The following is a 19921-nucleotide window of genomic DNA, read 5'->3' on the forward strand; positions in this document are numbered from 1 at the left end:
GCCTATGTTAGATGTAGAAGCTATTCGCAAGGATTTTCCAATTTTAGACCAGATTGTCAACGATGAACAATTGGTCTATTTGGACAATGCTGCGACGACACAAAAACCACTAGCAGTTCTGGAGACGATTAACCGCTACTATGAACAGGATAATGCCAATGTTCACCGAGGTGTTCATACCTTGGCTGAAAGGGCGACAGCTTCTTATGAGGCCGCTCGTGAAACAATTCGTAAGTTTATCAATGCAGGCTCTACAAAGGAAGTTCTCTTTACTAGAGGAACGACAACCAGTCTTAACTGGGTGGCGCGCTTTGCAGAGGAAGTCTTGACTGAGGGAGACCAGGTTTTGATTTCTGTCATGGAACACCATTCTAACATCATTCCATGGCAGGAAGCCTGCCGTAAGACTGGGGCAGAGCTTGTCTATGTCTATCTCAAGGACGGAGCTCTGGATATGGATGATTTGCGAGCTAAATTGACTGATAGAGTCAAGTTTGTTTCGTTAGCTCACGCTTCAAATGTTCTTGGTGTGGTCAATCCAATCAAAGAAATCACTCAATTAGCCCACCAAGTTGGAGCTATTATGGTGGCGGATGGTGCTCAGTCTACGCCTCATATGAAGATTGATGTTCAGGACTTGGATGTGGACTTCTTTGCCTTTTCAGGTCACAAGATGGCTGGTCCAACTGGTATTGGTGTTCTTTACGGCAAAAAAAAGTATCTAGAACAAATGTCACCAGTTGAATTCGGCGGTGAAATGATTGATTTCGTCTATGAGCAGTCTGCTAGCTGGAAGGAATTGCCTTGGAAATTTGAGGCTGGAACTCCTAACATGGCAGGTGCGATTGGACTTGCAGCAGCAGTGGATTACCTGGAAACGATTGGTATGGATGCAATTGAAGCCCATGAACAGGAACTGATTGAATACGTCTATCCAAAACTGCAGGCGATTGAAGGACTGACCATTTATGGTTCACAGGACTTGGCTCAACGTTCAGGTGTCATTGCCTTTAACCTAGGCGACCTTCATCCTCACGACCTTGCGACTGCTTTGGATTATGAAGGAGTGGCTGTTCGAGCAGGTCACCATTGCGCTCAACCCTTGCTCCAGTATTTGGATGTCCCAGCAACAGCTCGTGCAAGTTTTTATATCTACAATACCAAGGCAGATTGCGATAAGCTAGTCGATGCCTTACAAAAGACAAAGGAGTTTTTCAATGGCACTTTCTAAACTAGATAGCCTTTATATGGCAGTGGTAGCAGACCATTCGAAAAATCCACATCACCAAGGGAAGTTAGAAGACGCTGAACAAATCAGTCTCAACAATCCGACCTGTGGAGATGTTATCAATCTCTCCGTCAAGTTTGATGCAGATGACCGCTTAGAGGATATCGCTTTTCTAAACTCAGGTTGTACCATCTCGACTGCCTCTGCGAGCATGATGACAGATGCCGTTTTGGGTAAGACCAAGCAAGAAATTTTAGAACTTGCGACTATTTTTTCTGAAATGGTTCAAGGGCAAAAAGATGAGCGTCAAGACCAACTAGGCGATGCAGCCTTCTTGTCAGGTGTTGCCAAATTTCCTCAACGAATCAAGTGTGCAACCCTAGCTTGGAATGCCCTGAAGAAAACAATTGAAAATCAAGAAAATAACTAAGGCAAGTTTCTTTTGCCTTATGAATTAGTAGAAATGAAGAATGAAAGAAAGGATATTATGGCTGAAGAAAGAGTAGAACCAAAGCCAATTGACCTTGGTGAATATAAATTTGGTTTCCATGATGATGTAGAGCCTGTCCTATCGACAGGAAAAGGATTGAATGAAGATGTCATTCGTGAGCTATCAGCTGCAAAGGGAGAACCTGAGTGGATGCTAGAATTCCGTTTGAAGTCTTATGAAACCTTCAAAAAAATGCCTATGCAAACTTGGGGAGCAGACTTGTCAGAAATTGATTTTGATGACTTGATCTACTACCAAAAACCATCTGATAAACCAGCCCGTTCATGGGATGATGTTCCTGAAAAGATTAAAGAAACCTTTGAACGTATCGGGATTCCTGAAGCTGAGCGTGCTTATTTAGCTGGTGCCTCTGCCCAGTATGAGTCAGAAGTGGTTTACCACAATATGAAGGAAGAGTTCCAGAAATTGGGGATTATCTTTACAGATACGGATTCTGCCCTCAAGGAATACCCAGACTTGTTTAAACAATACTTTGCTAAGTTGGTACCACCAACAGATAATAAGTTGGCTGCCCTCAATTCGGCAGTATGGTCAGGTGGAACCTTTATCTATGTACCAAAAGGTGTGAAAGTGGATATTCCACTTCAAACTTACTTCCGAATCAATAACGAAAATACTGGTCAGTTTGAACGTACCTTGATTATCGTTGATGAGGGAGCAAGTGTCCACTACGTAGAAGGATGTACAGCGCCAACTTATTCAAGCAACAGCTTGCACGCCGCCATCGTAGAAATCTTTGCCTTGGATGGAGCTTATATGCGTTATACAACCATCCAAAACTGGTCTGATAACGTTTATAACTTGGTTACTAAGCGTGCTAAGGCTCAAAAAGATGCTACTGTTGAGTGGATTGATGGGAACTTGGGTGCCAAAACGACTATGAAATACCCATCTGTTTACCTAGATGGAGAAGGGGCGCGTGGGACTATGCTTTCTATTGCCTTTGCCAATGCAGGGCAACACCAAGACACGGGTGCTAAGATGATCCATAACGCTCCACATACTAGCTCGTCTATCGTGTCTAAATCCATCGCTAAAGGCGGAGGAAAGGTTGACTACCGTGGACAGGTCACCTTTAACAAGAACTCTAAGAAATCTGTTTCTCACATCGAGTGTGATACCATTATCATGGATGACTTGTCAGCATCTGATACCATTCCATTTAATGAAATTCACAACTCGCAAGTGGCTTTGGAACACGAAGCCAAAGTATCTAAGATTTCAGAAGAACAACTCTATTACCTCATGAGCCGTGGTTTATCAGAGTCTGAGGCAACTGAGATGATTGTCATGGGATTTGTAGAGCCTTTCACAAAAGAGCTTCCAATGGAATATGCCGTTGAGCTTAACCGCTTGATTAGCTACGAAATGGAAGGATCAGTTGGGTAAAATTTGATTTTAGATTTACCCAAAATCAAGAACTGTGAAGATGAACTTGTAACAAAAAGAGACTGAGAAAAAATATTTTAAGAACAGAAAACGCATGATATCAGGTGCCCCAAAAACTTGATATTATGCGTTTTATTGTGGGAAGATTTATTGTATTCTCTCATGAAATAGAGTTTTTTCCTAAGCGCTTTTGACTTTTGATATATTGTTGTGAGGACGAAGTAATACAATATATAAAGTAGTCAGTTCAAGGCAGGATACAATGTCTAAGGGGCTACTAATAGCAAGTATGTTCTTTATTTTGATATTTTTCTTAATCCAACAGAAACTTGCACTTTGAAACCCGTTCTCTAATCAATTCAAACCCTATACTTATTCAAATATATTGTGGCGGATGTAGGTCATGGTAGCGAATAAAACTATGTTTTTATTTGTGAATGATGAAAGATACTTCTTATTCCCTATACCATGCATCAGAAGGAATTGACATAAAAGAATCAGACTAGCACAGATAACCTAATGAATTGGTAATATCTTGAAAACAAAGATTAGTTTATAAGATTTGGAACCGTTTTCTGTCATAATCTTTCAGGAAAGTAGTTGCTAAAAGATGTAAAAATTGATAGAATAATGATTGTCTAAAAAATTTTAAGGAGAATCTATCAAATGGATTTCACATGGGCAATTAAATATGCCACTGAATTTTTGGCCACTGCTCTTTTGATCGTTCTTGGAAATGGTGCAGTTGCCAACGTTGAACTTAAAGGTACGAAAGGTCACCAAAGTGGCTGGATCGTTATCGCTGTTGGTTACGGTATGGGGGTTATGATTCCTGCCTTGATGTTTGGTAACGTATCTGGAAACCACATCAACCCAGCCTTCACTCTTGGACTTGCAGTCAGCGGTCTATTCCCTTGGGCACAAGTTGCGCCTTATATCGTCGCACAAGTTTTGGGTGCTATTTTTGGCCAAGCCTTGGTTGTGGTAACACACCGCCCATACTACTTGAAAACTGAAAATCCAAACAACATCTTGGGTACTTTCTCAACAATTTCAAGTTTGGATAATGGTTCAAAAGAATCACGCTTTGCAGCAACTGTTAATGGTTTTGTAAACGAGTTTGTTGGTTCATTTGTCCTTTTCTTTGCAGCGCTTGGTTTAACTAAACACTTCTTTGGTGCTGAACTAGTGTCAAAAGCGCAAGCGGCTATCAATTCTCAAGTTGCTCAAGCAACTACTCAAGGTCAAACAATTCCTCAAGAACAAGTAACAGCAGCACTTGAACAAGCTAAAGAACAAGTAGCGCCATTTATGACATCAGGTCTTGGAATTGCTCATTTGGCACTTGGTTTCCTCGTTATGGCCTTGGTAACATCACTTGGTGGACCTACAGGACCTGCCTTGAACCCAGCCCGTGACTTTGGTCCACGTCTCCTTCATGCTTTCCTTCCAAAATCAGTTCTTGGTGAGCACAAAGGTGATTCAAAATGGTGGTATTCTTGGGTACCAGTAGTAGCACCTATCACAGCAGCAATTGCAGCAGTAGCTGTTTTCAAATTCCTTTACCTATAAGAAATTGAGTTCTTTATCCATTGTAATGAATTGAAGCAAAGATAAGATCTAGAAAGGGCAAATTTTGTCCTTTCTTTTTTTGATATTGCGAATTGTGAAAGTCTGTTTTTTGAAGTTGTCAAAGTTTTGAAAATCAAAGGTATTGCATTGGATAAGATTATTATTCTCTCCTAATTTTACGTTGGAATAAGGTAATTGAAGGGAGTAGATGCTTTCTTTAGAAAGATTCTAAAAAAAGCCTGAAAGCGAGGATTAGCTAGATCTAGATTCTTCTCAATGAGTACGCAAAACCTTACTCTAAAAGTAAAAATGTAGAATATTATAGTGGTGCTTTAATTCTTATTAGCAACTCAAGAGTGTCTCTATAATCTCTTTAGTAGTTCAGCACATACGAAAAGTCGGCGATACAATAGTTTACTGCTATGCTGTTAGTAGGGGTTGATGACCATGTACTAATAAATCTTTGATTAAATTGCTTCATGGTTTGGCATGATTTACAATTCGCCTTAAGTATTGAAGTAGAACAGTCTGATGGACTGTTTTAGCCGGAATTTAGGAATATAATAACAAATGGTAAAAAAGATTAAGAATGATTTTGGCGTTTAGGATTTAGTATGAGAAAAAGTTTTCAATATCAAGCAGTTGTGATAGAATGTAATTGTTCCATAGGATTCTTTCTAATGATGGTTTGGTCGCTTTTCACTATAGATTTTATGGGACTTTTTTCTACATCAAAATAGGCTCCATAATATCTATAAGGGATTTACCCACTATAAATATTATAGAGCCTTTTTGATTAGAATGGCAATTTCCCAGCGAAAGCACCCAGTTTTTTCTTGGTGGTTTCATCAATTTGTTCAAGAGCAGAGTTGATGGCTTGAACAGTCATATCTGAAAGAGTTTCAAGGTCTTCCGGGTCAATGACAGCTGGATTGAAGTCAATACTGACAACTTTCTTATCTCCAGTTAAGGTAGCTTGAACAAGGTCTTGAGCAGATTTGCCAACAAATTGCATAGCAGCAAGCTCAGCTTGACTTTGTTCCATTTGTTTTTGAAGTTTTTGTGCTTGACGCATCATATTTTGCATGTTCATCATGGTGATTTACAGTTTCCTTTTATCTTATTTTCTTTCCTATTTTATCAATTTTAGGTTTAAAAGTCTATTGTTAGTATGAATCTACTAACATTAAATTGTCTGAAAATTTATTGAAAAATGAGTGAAAACATGTTATAATGAAACGTAAAATTAATTCAGGTTTCCTGAACTAATAGGAGTAAACAATGAAAAAACTAGGTTTTGTCCTTTTATCCTCAGCTTTGCTATTGACAGCTTGTGCTGTTAGGTTTGAAAAATCAGCAGATACAACCGATTCGTCTAAGGTGACAGCCTTGTCTGAAGATAAGCAAAAAATGCTTGATAAGGCCACAGCTGACTATAAGACTTTTGTGCAAGAGCAAATTGATAAACTTTTGACAGATACGGAAGGCTTTGTCAAACTTTTGAAAGAAGGTAAGTTAGAAGAAGCCAAGAAGGTCTATCCATTGATTCGTATGTCTTATGAGCGTTCAGAACCAATTGCCGAAAGTTTTGGTGAGTCAGATGTCAAGATTGACTTCCGTTTGGCAGACTACATGGACGAAAACAAGACAGAAGAAGGTTGGTCAGGTTTCCACCGTATTGAGCGTATCCTTTGGGAAGACAATACAACTAAAGGAACTGAAAGCTACGGCGATCAGTTGGTAAATGATATCAAGGAATTGAAAGCTAAGATTGCAACTGTTGATGTGGACTACAAGGTTATGCTGACTGGGGCAGTCGACTTACTTAACGAAGTTGCAACAAGCAAGATTACAGGTGAAGAGGAAATTTATTCTCATACAGACTTGTATGACTTCCGTGCCAATATTGAGGGAGCTGAGAAGATTTTCCAACTCTTTAAACCTTTACTGGAAAAATCAGACGCTAATCTAGTTAAAGAATTGGAAGCAGATTTCAAGTCTGTCAATGATTTGTTGGACAAACACATGATCGACAAGGAACACTACAAGCTCTATACTGATTTGACAAAAGAAGATACCAAAGAATTGTCAGAAGCTGTGACAAAACTTGGTGAGCCTCTATCACAAATGGGTAAATTTCTTAGTGGAGAATAAGAGTCATGACTGAAAAAGACGAAAAGTTTTTTGAAAAGAAAATGGACCGTCGAGAATTTCTAAAAAAAGCAGGGATTGGAGGGGCTGGTTTAGCGCTAGGACTCTCTGGTGCTTCTGCTTTTTTCGCACCTAAGCTAGGAAGTCAGGAAAAAATCTCGTACGGAAATGAAAAAATTGCTTTTTATGGCAAGCATCAAGCTGGGATTAGTACACCCATGCAAAAGAATCTTTATTTTGTGGTCTTGGATTTGCATACGACGGATAAGGATAAGATTATTCAGTTGTTCAAGGATTGGACGGATTATAGTGCCAAGTTAGTCGAGGGGAAATTGGTCAAAAAAGATGGACAGAATGCTCTCTTGCCTCCGAGTGATACTGGTGAAACAGTCGGGCTTAACCCTCATCGTTTGACGCTGACTTTTGGTGTGTCTGCGAGTTTCTTGAAAAAGATGAACTTGGAAAACAAGCGTCCTCAAGTGTTCAGGGATTTACCGCCTTTTCCTAAAGAGCAATTGCGTGAAAAATATACTGGTGGAGATATTGTGATTCAGGCTTGTGCAGATGATGAGCAGGTTGCCTTTCATGCTATTCGCAATCTTATCCGTAAGGGCAGAAATGCGGTGACCCTTCGTTGGAGTCAGTCTGGATTTGCAGCTATCGGGGATAGAATGGAGACTCCGCGTAACCTCTTTGGTTTTAAAGATGGGACAGCAAATCCAACCAAGGAGCAAGACTTTGATCGTGTTATCTGGGCTGATAGTAAGGACTGGATGGAAAATGGATCTTACATGGCGGTTCGTCGGATTCAGATGTTTTTAGAGACCTGGGATCGCACCAGTCTTGAAGAACAAGAAAATACCTTTGGTCGTTACAAGGAAAGTGGTGCCCCCTTTGGTAAGAAAAATGAGTTTGATGAAGTGGATTTGAGTCTTTTGCCAGATGATTCGCATGTTCGTTTGGCTAAAGAAGTAGATAAGCCACTTTTGCGTCGTTCTTACTCTTACTCAGATGGGATTGATGAAAAAACTGGTCAGTTTGATACGGGCTTGCTCTTTATTTCTTTCCAGAAGGATCCTGATAACTTTGTCAAGGTTCAAACCAATCTAGGTGCTACAGATAAGATGAATGAATACATCACGCACATAGGTAGTGGGCTCTTTGCTTGCTTTGGTGGTGTGGAGAAAGGAGGCTACATTGGTCAGAAATTATTGGAAGGCTAAAGGCTGGTTACTAGTTTTATCTTTGTCATTTTTAATTCTTTCCCCAGTAGGTGCCCAAGAAAGCTTGAGTTCTTACTTTGTAAAAATCACAGATGCTTCTAAAGCGGTCAAAAATGGGAATCAGTCTGAAGCCCAGAAACTCGTTCAGGAGATGGCAACAGACTTTGAAAGAGTAGAAGACAGCAATTCTGAGGCTGGTAAGGTTGTTAAGGAAAAGTTAGCTCAATCAGGCGAGATTACTGAAGACAAACTAACCGAAATATCTGCAGCCCTATTAGCCTTTGAAAAAGAACAAAATCCTGTTGACCTAGATGCGGAAAAGGAAAAGTTGGTAAACCGTCTAAGTCCTCGTTTTGAAGCCTTGGAACAAGCCATTGCCTCCAAAGATTTGGAAAAGGTTCGAGAAGCCTTTAAGAAAATGAATTCCACTTGGACCATCAATGAAAGTGTGGTTCGTGACAATAGTACAGCCCATTATGGCCGTGTTGAAACAGCTATTTCTTTCTTGCGTAGTAGTATGGAAACCGAGCCTACAGATTTTAACTCAATCCAGACTTCCTTTGAGAACTTAAAAAAGGCTATTGATGATTTTGTAACTGGAAAAGAAATAGCAGCAACATCTTCGGATTTGACTCTCAAAGACGGCATTGCCCTTTTGAAGAAGGCTTTGGAACAATTTCAAGCTGGTGATCAAGCATCAGGAGCCGCTAGTATGAAGGAATTCATCACTATCTGGCCAACAATTGAAGGTTCTGTTAGCACGACCAATCCTTCCCTCTATACTCGAGTGGAAAGTGAAAGCCCTGTGATTATGGTCAAGGGAAGTGAAAAGGAATACCAAGAAAAATTAGAAAAACTGATTGCAGATTTATCACAAATTGATACCAGTGCACGTTACAATGCCTTTGATGCTATGCTGATTCTCCTGAGAGAAGGTGTAGAGGATCTTTTAATTGTCATGGCCTTGGTAACAACCTTGAAAGCAGCCAAGATGCGAAAGGGACTTAAGTGGGTTTATGGTGGTGCTATCACTGGAATTATGGCCAGTCTGGTCATTGCTTTCATCCTGCAAATTGCCTTTCCAGCAGTAACATCAGGTTCCAATCGTGAAATCATCGAAGGAGCAGTTGGGATTTTTGCAGTTGCTATGATGATTTTGATTGGAATCTGGCTTCACAGCAAATCCTCAGTCAAAAAATGGAATACCTTTATGGAGTCACAAATGGAAACGGTGACCAAGACAGGTTCCTTTATTTCCATGTTTGCTCTCAGTTTCCTAGCTGTTTTCCGTGAGGGAGCAGAAACCATTCTCTTTTATGTTGGAATTTTACCAAGGATTTCCAGTTTTGAATTTGTCTTGGGAATTTCACTTGCCTTGCTGATTCTAGTAATTATTGCCATCGTGATGAACAAGGCCAGTCAATTCTTCCTGCCACATAAGGTTTTCTTTATCTTGACATGGATAATTTATGCCTTAGCCTTTAAGATGCTTGGGGTTAGTATCCATGCTCTTCAGTTGACCAATATGGCACCAAATCACTTGCTGACAGGATTTCCAACAATCGACCTGCTTGGAATTTACCCAAGTTGGGAAGGTTTGATCAGTCAGCTAATCTTTATTATTATTATCTTGATTGTCACTTTCAGACAGGGTGAAGAATACGATGGATAGAAAAGAATTGACAATCGTTGAACATCTGGTAGAATTTAGAAAGAGATTATTGGAAGTGGTCATTTGTTTCTTTTTGGTATTCTGTGTCTCCTTGCTTTTCGCAGACCAGATTTACCAGTATGTGACCCAATCTTTTCAGCAAAAGTTGATTGTTTTAGGGCCAAATGATATTTTATGGATTTACATACGCTTAGCTAGTCTGATGGCCTTTACTATCACCCTACCTTACACGGTGTATCATATTTGGTCTTTCATTAAACCTGGTTTAAAGAAGGAAGAAGCTAGAGCTATTTTTGCTTATATTCCAGCTAGTTTCCTTTGTTTTCTAGTTGGACTGGCTTTTGGTTTTTACTTTGTAACACCAGCCTTACTTCAGGTTTTATTAGGGCTAGGAGAAGGACTATTTGAAACGCAGTTAACAGCCCAAAATTATCTGTCCTTTGTTTTTCAAACGACCTTGCCCTTGGCTCTGATTTTTGAATTGCCGGTTATCATTGCCTTTTTGACGTCGATTGGGCTCATTGGACCAGAATTGTTGATTGCTTATCGCCGATATGCTTATTTTATCTTATTGGTACTTGCAGTCATCTTGACACCAGCCGACTTTGTTAGTGATTTGGCAATGACTGCCCCCTTGATTTTACTCTATGAATTGAGTATTGCTATCAGCAAACACATTATGAAACGCAAGCAGAAAGGAGCGAGAAATGGGAATCTTACGTGATATCGGAGCACCAGGATTGATTATCATCGTTTTAGGAGCTCTCTTAATCTTTGGACCAAAACGATTGCCTGAACTAGGCGAATCAATTGGTAAAATGCTGTCCGAATTTAAAAAAGCAGTTAAAGGAACTGAAAATCTAGATAAGGAAGAGTAAATCTGCACTAATAAAAAAACTTTGTACTCTAGAAACCATCGTGTGGCTAGCTAGAGTGCAAAGTTTTTTTGTTTTCTAGTTAAAATGAAGACTGTATTCTTTATAATCACAAGGCTATTAAGGGAGCAGTGGATATCAAAATGATGATTTTGAGTTTTTGTGATTTTTGCTTTGTAGCAAGGTAACATAGTCGCTTTTTGTGTGAAATAAGTGGGTAAGAAAAACAGTTCTGTGAGTTTGATCGATAAAGTAAAGCAAGATATATTGACCGATAATTTTTCCTCGTGTGGGGTACTTACTATTGATTTTAAGTCCGATTTTTTCATCTGCATCAAAGCCAGCTTCAGGAAAGGTTTCTAAACTTTTTAAGCCGTCTAAAATTTTAACCACAGTATTTTTAGCCGACTGGGGTGATAAAAGAACAGTAGTAATGTAATCATGAATACTGTCAATTGCTTGACTCACTTCGGTAGATAGAATCACTTTATAAGTCATATCGTAGCCTCATATCATCTAGGGAAGTTCCTTGTCCGGATTCATATTCTCTTAAGGCACGTTCAGATTGGGCTTGTAGTTCTTGAATCAATCGTTCACGGTGTAAATCTTCTGCAGTTTTTATTGGCAAATCCTGTTCGAGAACAATCTGCTCGATAAAAAGACTAATAGCATCCGTCATAGTCATTCCTTTTTCCTTGATAATAGCTCTAGCTTGTTCCATTGATGACTCGTTGATTTTAAAATTGTATTGCTTAGTAAGTGATGTCGTCATGGTATACCTCCAATCTATACTATATATAGCTAGTATATATCTTTTCTATTTTTTAGGCAAGAAAAAACTCTATACTATAGAAACCATCGTGTGGCTAGCTAGAGTGCAAAGTTTTTTTGAGTTTGGAACATGAAAACAGCAGTTAATTTCAAGAAACAAAAAAAGAACAGCTGAAGCTGTCTTTTTATCATTATTTGAGACCGTATTTTTTGTTGAAACGATCCACGCGTCCATCTGCTTGAGTGAACTTTTGACGTCCAGTGTAGAATGGGTGTGAGTCTGATGAAATTTCCACACGGATCAATGGGTAAGTTTCGCCTTCGAACTCAACTGTTTCGTTAGAGCGTTTTGTTGAACCGCTAAGGAATTGGTAACCAGTAGTTGTGTCCATGAAGACAACTGGGCGATATTCTGGATGGATATCTTTTTTCATTTTGCAATATTTCCTTTCTGCCATGGTCTCTTTGCGAGCCATAGATTGTTACCTTACTAGTCTATCAGATTCTGAAAAGTTTGGCAAGTATTTTATCAGTTTTTAAGCAAGTTTTTTAACTTTTGATAGATGATTTCGTTTTCTTCTAGACTATAGGAATTAGCACCGCTTGCTAGAGGGTGGCCTCCACCATCATGTTCCTTGGCAATTTCATTGATAGGATGGATTTTACTGCGTAAGCGAACGCGGTAGTGGCCATCAGCCTGTTCCACAAAAATTCCCCAGAGACTCACACTGTCAATACGTCCAGGAGCTCCCACAATAGCCGCAGTTTCAGCATCGGTCACATTGAAATGTTTCAAGATTTCTTGACTCAGGATAACGCGAGCCGCACCATTGTCATCCACTTCCAGATGGTCGTAGATGTAGCCTTGAAGTTTAGCAATTTTGTAGCTCATAGTGTCCATTTTGCGAGTGAGAGCCGCAAAGTCAAAGTTCTGTTCTCTCAGAGAGGCAGCCAGGCGGAGGGTGCGTGCAGTCGTAGAAGGGTAGAGGAAACGACCTGTATCACCAACAATTCCTGCAAAAAGTAACTCTGCAGCACGATCTGACAAGGCCAGTTGGGTTGTTTCAGCAAATAGGGTAATCATCTCACTAGCGCTACTTGAACCAGTGTCTACCCAAGATAGGTCACCGTATACATCATCATTTGGATGGTGGTCAATCTTAATGAGAAAATCACCTTGACGATAGCGTTTATCATCAATACGAGCAGTATTCGCCGTATCACAAACGATGATAAGGGCACCTTGGTAGGCACTATCTTCAACAAGATCCATTTCAGCCATCCAAGTAAGAGTTGGTTCATCATAACCTACGGCTTTGATGGTTTTTTCTGGGAAATGATGTTTGAGAAGAGCTTTCAAGCCTACCTGACTTCCCAAGGCATCAGGGTCTGGTTTCATATGACGATGAATGATAATCGTGTCGTATTCTTTAATTTTTTCTAAAATTTGATGGCAAATGTCCATAAATAACCTCAATTCTTTCTCATTTCATTGTAGCACAAGAATTTTTATTTTTAAAATGAAAAAGATGTGATATAATGGAGAAAGATAAATTGAGGAGGACGATATGGCATTAGCAAAAATTGTATTTGCCAGTATGACCGGTAATACCGAAGAAATTGCAGATATTGTAGCAGACAAATTACGTGACTTGGGCTTGGATGTTGATGTTGATGAATGTACAACTGTTGACGCTTCAGACTTCTTGGAAGCAGACATCGCTATCGTTGCGACCTATACTTATGGTGATGGTGAATTGCCAGATGAGATGATGGACTTCTACGAAGACCTAGCAGATCTCAATTTGAATGGTAAAATCTACGGAGTGGTTGGTTCAGGTGACACCTTCTACGATGAATTCTGTAAGGCTGTTGATGACTTTGATCGTGTTTTTGTGTCAACAGGAGCAGAAAAAGGTTCAGAGTGTGTTAAAGTTGATCTTTCTGCCGAGGAAGAAGATATTGAACGCTTAGAACAATTCGCAGAAGAATTGGCTGCTAAAGTAGGATAAGCATAAACGTGCACTGATGGAATCAATCAGTGCATTTTTTTATCGTGAGTTGGGATTTTACTAGCCTATTTGGTGGCTTTTTGATACAATAATTCAAATAAAGGAGGAGACTGTATGGATTTAGATATTATTCGTCAAGAAATTGATCAAATCGACGACCAAATTGTCAAATTGTTAGAAGAACGAATGCATTTGGTTGAGGGAGTAGTTGCCTATAAGAAAGCCTCAGGAAAACCGATTTTGGATACTAAGAGAGAAGAGGTTATTTTTGAAAAGGTTAGAAGTCGTGTAGAGGACAAGCGCTATCAGGAGACTATTGTCGCGACTTTTTCTGACATACTCAAACGTTCGCGTGATTATCAGGATAAGAATATCAAATGAAAAAAGAACAATTTTATCCGCTAGGAATTTTTCTAGCTGCCATGGTGGGCGGACTTGTCCGCTATCTAGTTTCCACTTGGTTACCAGCCAGTCCAGATTTTCCTTGGGGCACTCTCTTTGTCAACTATCTGGGCATTTTCTGCTTGGTTTATTTGGTAAAAGGCTACCTGATCTATAAGGGGACTAGTAAGGGCTTGGTTTTAGCACTGGGGACGGGTTTTTGTGGAGGTTTAACAACCTTTTCTAGTCTCATGCTTGATGCTGTGAAACTGCTTGATACAGGGCGTTATCTTAGTTTGGTCCTGTATTTGCTTTTGAGCATCGGAGGAGGCCTGCTCTTGGCTTACTATTTGGGGAGGAAGAAATGGTAATCATTTATCTTGCAATTACTTGTGGTTTCGGAGCTTTAGTACGGTATATCTTTTCCCGCTATAATCAAGCTTCTAAATTGCCCCTCGGAACGCTTATAGCCAATCTTTTAGGTTGTTTTTTGATTGGATTATTCTATAATCATGTGGAGTCTAAGGAAGTCTATGCTATTCTAGCAACAGGATTTTGTGGCGGTTTAACGACTTTTTCGACCTTGAATGACGAACTGCAAAGACTGTTAAGTGATAAGAAGGTATTTTATTCTTATCTGACTTTGACCTACCTAGGTGGTTTGATTGCGATTTTTTTAGGAATTCTGCTATAAATTTCTTTACTTTTTTGTGGAAATTTGGTAAACTGTATCTTGTGTGTAATGGACGCACAAAAATACAGTTTATCCGCTGAGGAAGATTCCTCAAGATTGACAAAGATAGGAGAATAAAATGAATCCATTAATCCAAAGCTTGACTGAAGGTCAACTTCGTACAGATATCCCATCATTCCGTCCTGGTGACACTGTTCGTGTACACGCGAAAGTTGTCGAAGGTAACCGTGAACGTATCCAGATTTTTGAAGGTGTTGTTATCGCACGTAAAGGTGCTGGTATCTCAGAAAACTACACAGTTCGTAAAATCTCTAACGGTGTAGGTGTTGAGCGTATCTTCCCAATCCACACTCCACGTGTTGAAAAAATCGAAGTTGTTCGTTACGGTAAAGTACGTCGTGCGAAATTGTACTACTTGCGTGCTCTTCAAGGTAAGGCAGCTCGTATCAAAGAAATCCGTCGTTAATTCGACTAAAAAACTCTGCTTAAGAAGCAGAGTTTTTATCTAGCTCCCTTAGTTCAATGGATATAACAACTCCCTCCTAAGGAGTAGTTGCAGGTTCGATTCCTGCAGGGGGCATAATAAGAAGCGTAAAGAAACATAAAGAATATTCAAAGTGTTTATTTGTAGGCAATCATCACAATTTAGTTTTTTAAAATAGACTAATATTTTTTCTTTGACTAATTCATGATCAAAATTTTACTAAAAATTATATTTTGATCAATGATTACAGAATAAAGTGGATCTGTATAGTAACGTTGACATCTATTAGTTTAAAAATAAGGACTTCCTGTATTAGAATATCCTTATTTATATTATGTGATTAGACAAATGAGGTCAAGGTTCAGATCTATGAACTTAGAAAGCAAGTACAAAGCTTTAAACAGCTTTCAAAAAGATTTGGTGTCGATTTTTCAGGCTAAGGTATGTGACAAAATGAATTGATTGTTATGAAATAGAGAGACTAAAAAATGGGGAAAATCGTTATTATTCCCCTGAATTTGATATGTTGTACAAGACTATTTCTGGTCTGTTAAATATATCAGTAACAATATCTAAATATGATAGTCTAATATCTAACCCATTTAAAGTGAATAAGTTTATCAATCGTTTGAGTAAGAAAATCTCAAAAGAAGAAGGAATAGGTTTTCAAAAATAACCTATCTAGTCATTGTTTATATATAATTTGTATCTTTTGGTTTATCAATTTGTATTTAAAATTTAATCATGTTACAATTGAAATCGAATAGAAAAGGAAAATGCAAATGTGGGCACACTATTAGCAACAAGATTAAAAAATAGACGAAAAGAATTAAAAATGTCTCAGTGAGAATTGGCTGAGGGGATATGTAAACAGGGATAGATTAGTCGATTAGAGAATGGAGAATTTACTCTAGGAGCAGACTTTTTATATGCTCTGTCTAAGAAGTTAAAAGTTAGTATAGATTATTTTTTTAATGAGCAGATTGTAGAAGAGATTGATGAGTTATCAGAGTTTAAGAAGTTAGCCCAGACATTTATCACAAATCGAAATTATGAGTCTTTGAAATATATATGAATTAGAGAGTGTAAAGGTACATCGCTTGTCTCTAGTAGATAAGTTTTATATGGAGTGGATAAAATCTCTTATAGATTTTTATTTCTATGGGAAACAAGAGGAGGCTGTGTCAAGATTGGAGAAGCTACTGTCTCAGTTAAGTGTATCTGACTTGAACTACCTTCAAGTTTCAAATACTCTATTCAATTTTTATTATGATATTGAAGATTTAGAGAGTTTTAATGAAATTCGAGAAAAGTTAGAGTATCAAGTAAATCAACTCCAGTTAAACACAATCGAAGAATTAAACCTTTCTATTAAATTTAATTATAATGTTTGTCGCTATCTATGGTTGCAGAATAATACTGAAGAGGTTATTACTAAAATCACAGATACGATAAAGCAATGTAAGACGTATAGAATAACGTATCTTTTGGCTGATTTGTATTTATTGATGGGAAATGTCAGTAAGAATTTTTCTTCTAAAGTTGCAGTAAAAGAGTACTTTGAAACGGCTTATTTCCTATATAAGCTTGATGGAAATATGTCAATGGCTCTTAAAATCGAGCATTACATTGCAGATATAACAGAATAGTAAAGACGATGTTTAAAAATGAACTTGAGTTACCAAGTTCATTTTTTATGTTTTCTTAAGGGGCAAAACTGATGCAGACTGCTTCTGGGACATGGAAGTCGTTGGAAAGTTCTGCTAGACGTCCAGTTTCAGAATTGCGTTTAAAGACGGTTACATTGTCAGAGTCCTGATGGACAGCAATGACAAATTCTTGGTCTGGTGTCAAATCAAAATCACGTGGAGTCTGACCATGTGTCGGAACGATTTCTAACAACTCTAAGCTACCGTCCGCAAGAATTGTATATACTGCGATAGAATCATGACCACGGTTAGAAGCGTAGAGGTATTTACCATCTTTAGAGAGACGAATAGCAGCAGTACCATTAAAGCCTTCATAACCGTCTGGTAGAGTTGAAATGACTTGCATGCGTTCAAATTCGCCAACACCATCGTAGATTAGAACCTCGATAGTGCTATTGAGTTCACAAATGAGATAAGCGATTTTATAGTGGTTATGGAAAACGATATGGCGTGAGCCTGATCCTGGCTGGCTGTGATAGGTATAGAGTTTAGATAATTTCCCTTCTCGATCAAGGTCATAAGTGATGACTTGGTCAGTACCCAAATCACAGGTCACTAGATAGTGGTCAGGTGTTAAATCTGTAAAGTGAACGTGGGGAGAAGCTTGATTTTCATGTGGACCTTGGCCACTGTGTTGATCCACATCACTAAGTAGAAGACTACCGTCTTTCTGACGTTTATAAACAAGGACCTGTCCTTTATGGTAGTTGGCTGCATAGACCAAATCACGTTTTTCATCAACGGCAACATAACAGTGGGGAGCTCCTTCTTCAACGACATGATTTAATAAAGTCCCGTCAGTTTGATAGGCTGCAATTCCCCCCTTGTCATCTTGACTACCAACAGTGTATAAATGTTGGTGCTGGTCAAAAGAAAGGTAGGTTGGACTTGGCTCAGTAGCAAAAAGTTCTAGGTTTGAAAGCAGACCAGTTTCTGTATCAAAGTCCGCCTTGTAAATCCCTTGGGAAGTACGACGCGTATAAGTTCCAAAATAAACAGTTTCTTTCATAACTTTACCTCTATATAAAGATAAGACTATTATATCACAAAAATGCTAGTATGAAAAAATCAAGCTTGGCAAGAGATTTTCCACATTCTTTTCATGATAATATTAAGAATGTTTTCATTGATTTACTTAATAAAAGTGCTATAATAATCTTATACAAATTGCAAAGGAGTTTGTTTATGAAAAAACGTGTTTTCTTAGCAGCAGGAGTTGCTGTACTCTCGGCAGCTGTCCTAGCAGCGTGTTCATCTGGTAATGCTAATAAAGAAGCAAATAAACCAGTTACTTATGCCTATGTATTTTCATCAGATCCTTCGACTCTGGATTATACAGTTTCTGGAAATGTCAGCACTAAACAGGTCACAGGTAACGTTATTGACGGTTTGCTTGAAAATGACCAATATGGGAATCTTGTTCCATCAGTTGCAGAAGATTGGACTGTTTCCAAAGATGGTTTGACCTATACCTATAAAATCCGTCAGGGTATCAAATGGTATACCAATGAGGGGGAAGAGTATGGTGAAGTCAAGGCTCAAGACTTTGTGACTGGTCTAAAACACGCAGCAGATAAGAAATCACAGGCTCTTTATCTTGTACAGGATTCTATCAAAGGATTGGATGACTATGTAAATGGGAAAACAACAGATTTTTCTAGTGTTGGGGTAAAAGCAACTGACGATTATACTGTAGTCTATACTTTGAATCATCCAGAATCTTTCTGGAATTCAAAAACAACAATGGGAGTCCTTGCACCAGTTAATGAAGACTTTTTAGCTTCTAAAGGAGATGACTTTGGTAAACCAACGGATGTAACGAGCATTCTATACAATGGGCCTTATCTCCTCAAAGGTCTTACATCTAAGTCTTCTATCGAAATGACCAAAAATCAACACTACTGGGATAAACAAAATGTCTTTATTGATGATATCAAGTTATCCTTCTTTGATGGTCAAGATGCAGACTCTCTAGGACGCGGTTTTGATGAGGGACACTATCCAGCTGCACCACTCTTTAAAAACTCTGCCAACTATGAACGTCTAAAAGAAAAATACAAGGATAATATTGTGTATGGTCAACAGCGTGGAGGAGTTTTTTATATCTCAACCAATATCGACCGTGTAAATTACAATCACACTGCTAAAACAAGTGATGCAGAAAAAACTTCTACTAAGAAAGCCTTGTTAAACAAAGATTTCCGTCAAGCCTTGGCTTTTGCGGTAGATCGTAAAGCAGGGATCTCTCAAGTATTTGGTGATGAAGTAGGACCTCGTAAGTTACGGACAAGTTTCACTCCTCCAACATTTGTTCAAGTAGGAGATCAAACATTTGGCCAAGTTACTAAGACAGAATTGGATAAATTGGATAATATCTGGAAAGATGTCAGTCTTGATGATGCCCAAGATTCACTTCATAATGTAGACAAGGCTAAGGCTAAGTTTGAAGCTGCTAAGAAAACTCTCCAAGCTGATGGAGTACAGTTCCCAATTCATTTAGATTTGCCAATTTCTTCATCAAATCCAGATTTTATTCGTCAGGTTCAGTCTTATAAACAATCCATTGAGGAAGCCTTAGGCTCTGACAATGTAGTTGTTGATATTCAACAAGTTTCTGATGACGAATTGGGAAGTATGACTACTCTAGCTACTTCCAATGCAAATACTGACTGGGATATTAATGCAGTCAGTGGTTGGACTCCAGACTTTGCAGATCCATCGACTTATCTAGATGTATTTGATCCAACTTCAGGTCCAAGTCTCCTAAGTGCTCTTGGTGTGGCACCAGGAACAGACAATCCAGTTATTAAAACAGTTGGATTGGATAAATACAAAGAATTGATTGATGATGCAAATAGTGAGAAAACAGACCTTCAAAAACGTTATTCCAAATATGCTAAGGCTCAAGCTTGGTTGTCAGATAGTGCACTTGTTATTCCAGGATACTCTGACGGTGCGCAAATGCTAGTGACGAAAAATGTTCCTGGCAGCGGTGCAGGTGGCTGGGTAGGTGATAAGACTAATGAACATAGTTATAAATATCTGAAAATTCAAGATAAGATTGTCACTTCTAAAGAAATGGATGAGTTCCGCAAGAAATTCGCTGATGAAAAAGCTAAATCCAATGCTGATTATCAGAAAAACTTAGACCGTCATATTCAAGACTAATCGAATCTCCTCTTTTGAGGGGATTTTTTATGTCGCTGTCTCCATGTAAGCACTTTAAAAAAGAGTTATTTTGGCCTAAAA

Annotated in this window: 21 protein-coding genes, 1 tRNA gene and 1 pseudogene; 17 read left to right on the forward strand and 6 right to left on the reverse strand. The window is 38.7% G+C overall.

The features are described 5' to 3' along the window. The first annotated feature begins 4 nt into the window (after positions 1-4). The 4 genes from ACORHU_RS03980 to gla all read left to right on the forward strand — a co-directional run bounded on the left by ACORHU_RS03980 (position 5) and on the right by gla (position 4700). Complete coding sequence (locus ACORHU_RS03980; protein ID WP_434364930.1) at positions 5-1231, forward strand: cysteine desulfurase; 1227 nt, start codon at positions 5-7, stop codon at positions 1229-1231. After that, positions 1218-1658, forward strand: coding sequence for a Fe-S cluster assembly sulfur transfer protein SufU (gene sufU, locus ACORHU_RS03985; protein WP_001218467.1), 441 nt, complete (start codon positions 1218-1220; stop codon positions 1656-1658). The genes ACORHU_RS03980 and sufU overlap by 14 nt, the downstream gene beginning before the upstream one ends. 57 nt (positions 1659-1715) lie before the next feature. Continuing rightward, the gene (gene sufB / locus ACORHU_RS03990) at positions 1716-3128 is read left to right on the forward strand and encodes a Fe-S cluster assembly protein SufB (RefSeq protein ID WP_000797050.1); all 1413 of its coding nucleotides are present in this window, start codon (positions 1716-1718) and stop codon (positions 3126-3128) included. Positions 3129-3794: 666 nt separating this feature from the next. Further along, positions 3795-4700, forward strand: a complete 906-nt coding sequence (gla, locus tag ACORHU_RS03995) for an aquaglyceroporin Gla (protein WP_000348099.1) — start codon at positions 3795-3797, stop codon at positions 4698-4700. A 796-nt stretch (positions 4701-5496) separates the two neighbouring features. On the opposite strand, the gene ACORHU_RS04000 is transcribed toward gla, so the two are convergent. Continuing rightward, positions 5497-5796 carry a YbaB/EbfC family nucleoid-associated protein gene (locus ACORHU_RS04000; RefSeq protein WP_049540415.1) on the reverse strand — a complete coding sequence of 100 codons (300 nt, stop codon included), beginning with the start codon at positions 5794-5796 and terminating at the stop codon, positions 5497-5499. 185 nt (positions 5797-5981) lie between these two features. Between ACORHU_RS04000 and efeO the strand changes: the two genes are divergently transcribed. From efeO to tatA, 5 genes are read left to right on the forward strand one after another with little or no spacing between them, the layout of a single operon-like run. Beyond that, entirely contained in the window at positions 5982-6854 is an 873-nt protein-coding gene (gene efeO, locus ACORHU_RS04005) for an iron uptake system protein EfeO (protein ID WP_153197512.1), read from the forward strand. A 5-nt stretch (positions 6855-6859) separates the two neighbouring features. Next, on the forward strand, positions 6860-8074 hold the full coding sequence (efeB, locus tag ACORHU_RS04010) for an iron uptake transporter deferrochelatase/peroxidase subunit (RefSeq protein ID WP_434364932.1): 1215 nt from the start codon (positions 6860-6862) through the stop codon (positions 8072-8074). Beyond that, positions 8049-9746, forward strand: coding sequence for an FTR1 family protein (locus ACORHU_RS04015; RefSeq protein ID WP_434364934.1), 1698 nt, complete (start codon positions 8049-8051; stop codon positions 9744-9746). The genes efeB and ACORHU_RS04015 overlap by 26 nt, the downstream gene beginning before the upstream one ends. Then, a complete protein-coding gene (gene tatC, locus ACORHU_RS04020; protein WP_061087866.1) occupies positions 9739-10470 on the forward strand; it encodes a twin-arginine translocase subunit TatC in 732 nt (243 codons plus the stop codon). Before ACORHU_RS04015 ends, tatC begins: the two co-directional genes overlap by 8 nt. Then, positions 10454-10624 carry a twin-arginine translocase TatA/TatE family subunit gene (tatA, locus tag ACORHU_RS04025; protein ID WP_434364936.1) on the forward strand — a complete coding sequence of 57 codons (171 nt, stop codon included), beginning with the start codon at positions 10454-10456 and terminating at the stop codon, positions 10622-10624. Before tatC ends, tatA begins: the two co-directional genes overlap by 17 nt. Before the next feature lie 135 nt (positions 10625-10759). On the opposite strand, the gene ACORHU_RS04030 is transcribed toward tatA, so the two are convergent. The 4 genes from ACORHU_RS04030 to ACORHU_RS04045 all read right to left on the reverse strand — a co-directional run bounded on the left by ACORHU_RS04030 (position 10760) and on the right by ACORHU_RS04045 (position 12857). Next, on the reverse strand, positions 10760-11119 hold the full coding sequence (locus tag ACORHU_RS04030; protein ID WP_434364938.1) for a type II toxin-antitoxin system RelE/ParE family toxin: 360 nt from the start codon (positions 11117-11119) through the stop codon (positions 10760-10762). Continuing rightward, positions 11109-11393: a type II toxin-antitoxin system RelB/ParD family antitoxin gene (gene relB / locus ACORHU_RS04035; RefSeq protein ID WP_023941319.1), complete on the reverse strand. Its 285-nt coding sequence runs from the start codon at positions 11391-11393 to the stop codon at positions 11109-11111. The genes ACORHU_RS04030 and relB overlap by 11 nt, the downstream gene beginning before the upstream one ends. Before the next feature lie 190 nt (positions 11394-11583). Beyond that, positions 11584-11826: a type B 50S ribosomal protein L31 gene (locus tag ACORHU_RS04040; RefSeq protein ID WP_000710764.1), complete on the reverse strand. Its 243-nt coding sequence runs from the start codon at positions 11824-11826 to the stop codon at positions 11584-11586. Positions 11827-11921: 95 nt separating this feature from the next. Continuing rightward, positions 11922-12857, reverse strand: a complete 936-nt coding sequence (locus ACORHU_RS04045; protein WP_434364948.1) for a DHH family phosphoesterase — start codon at positions 12855-12857, stop codon at positions 11922-11924. A gap of 103 nt (positions 12858-12960) precedes the next feature. On the opposite strand from ACORHU_RS04045, the gene ACORHU_RS04050 reads away from it, so the two are divergent. From ACORHU_RS04050 to ACORHU_RS04080, 7 genes and pseudogenes are all read left to right on the forward strand, one after another. Further along, positions 12961-13404, forward strand: coding sequence for a flavodoxin (locus ACORHU_RS04050; RefSeq protein ID WP_001162128.1), 444 nt, complete (start codon positions 12961-12963; stop codon positions 13402-13404). Between the two features lie 114 nt (positions 13405-13518). Beyond that, positions 13519-13785, forward strand: a complete 267-nt coding sequence (locus ACORHU_RS04055; protein ID WP_434364953.1) for a chorismate mutase — start codon at positions 13519-13521, stop codon at positions 13783-13785. Beyond that, positions 13782-14156: a fluoride efflux transporter CrcB gene (gene crcB / locus ACORHU_RS04060; protein WP_000712113.1), complete on the forward strand. Its 375-nt coding sequence runs from the start codon at positions 13782-13784 to the stop codon at positions 14154-14156. Before ACORHU_RS04055 ends, crcB (ACORHU_RS04060) begins: the two co-directional genes overlap by 4 nt. Next, positions 14150-14479, forward strand: coding sequence for a fluoride efflux transporter CrcB (gene crcB / locus ACORHU_RS04065; RefSeq protein ID WP_000234810.1), 330 nt, complete (start codon positions 14150-14152; stop codon positions 14477-14479). The genes crcB (ACORHU_RS04060) and crcB (ACORHU_RS04065) overlap by 7 nt, the downstream gene beginning before the upstream one ends. Positions 14480-14597: 118 nt before the next feature. Then, positions 14598-14945: a 50S ribosomal protein L19 gene (gene rplS, locus ACORHU_RS04070; RefSeq protein WP_001068669.1), complete on the forward strand. Its 348-nt coding sequence runs from the start codon at positions 14598-14600 to the stop codon at positions 14943-14945. Positions 14946-14987: 42 nt separating this feature from the next. Next, a tRNA-Arg gene (locus ACORHU_RS04075) sits at positions 14988-15059 on the forward strand. 754 nt (positions 15060-15813) lie between these two features. After that, positions 15814-16612: pseudogene (locus ACORHU_RS04080) on the forward strand (helix-turn-helix domain-containing protein). Between the two features lie 55 nt (positions 16613-16667). On the opposite strand, the gene ACORHU_RS04085 reads toward ACORHU_RS04080, so the two are convergent. After that, positions 16668-17681, reverse strand: coding sequence for a lactonase family protein (locus ACORHU_RS04085; protein WP_265476890.1), 1014 nt, complete (start codon positions 17679-17681; stop codon positions 16668-16670). A 176-nt stretch (positions 17682-17857) separates the two neighbouring features. Here ACORHU_RS04085 and ACORHU_RS04090 point away from each other — a divergent pair, with 176 nt between their 5' ends. After that, positions 17858-19840, forward strand: a complete 1983-nt coding sequence (locus ACORHU_RS04090; RefSeq protein WP_265476889.1) for a peptide ABC transporter substrate-binding protein — start codon at positions 17858-17860, stop codon at positions 19838-19840. Positions 19841-19921 lie beyond the last annotated feature (81 nt).

This window comes from Streptococcus sp. KHUD_015 (genome assembly GCF_051106265.1).
Lineage (GTDB): Bacteria > Bacillota > Bacilli > Lactobacillales > Streptococcaceae > Streptococcus.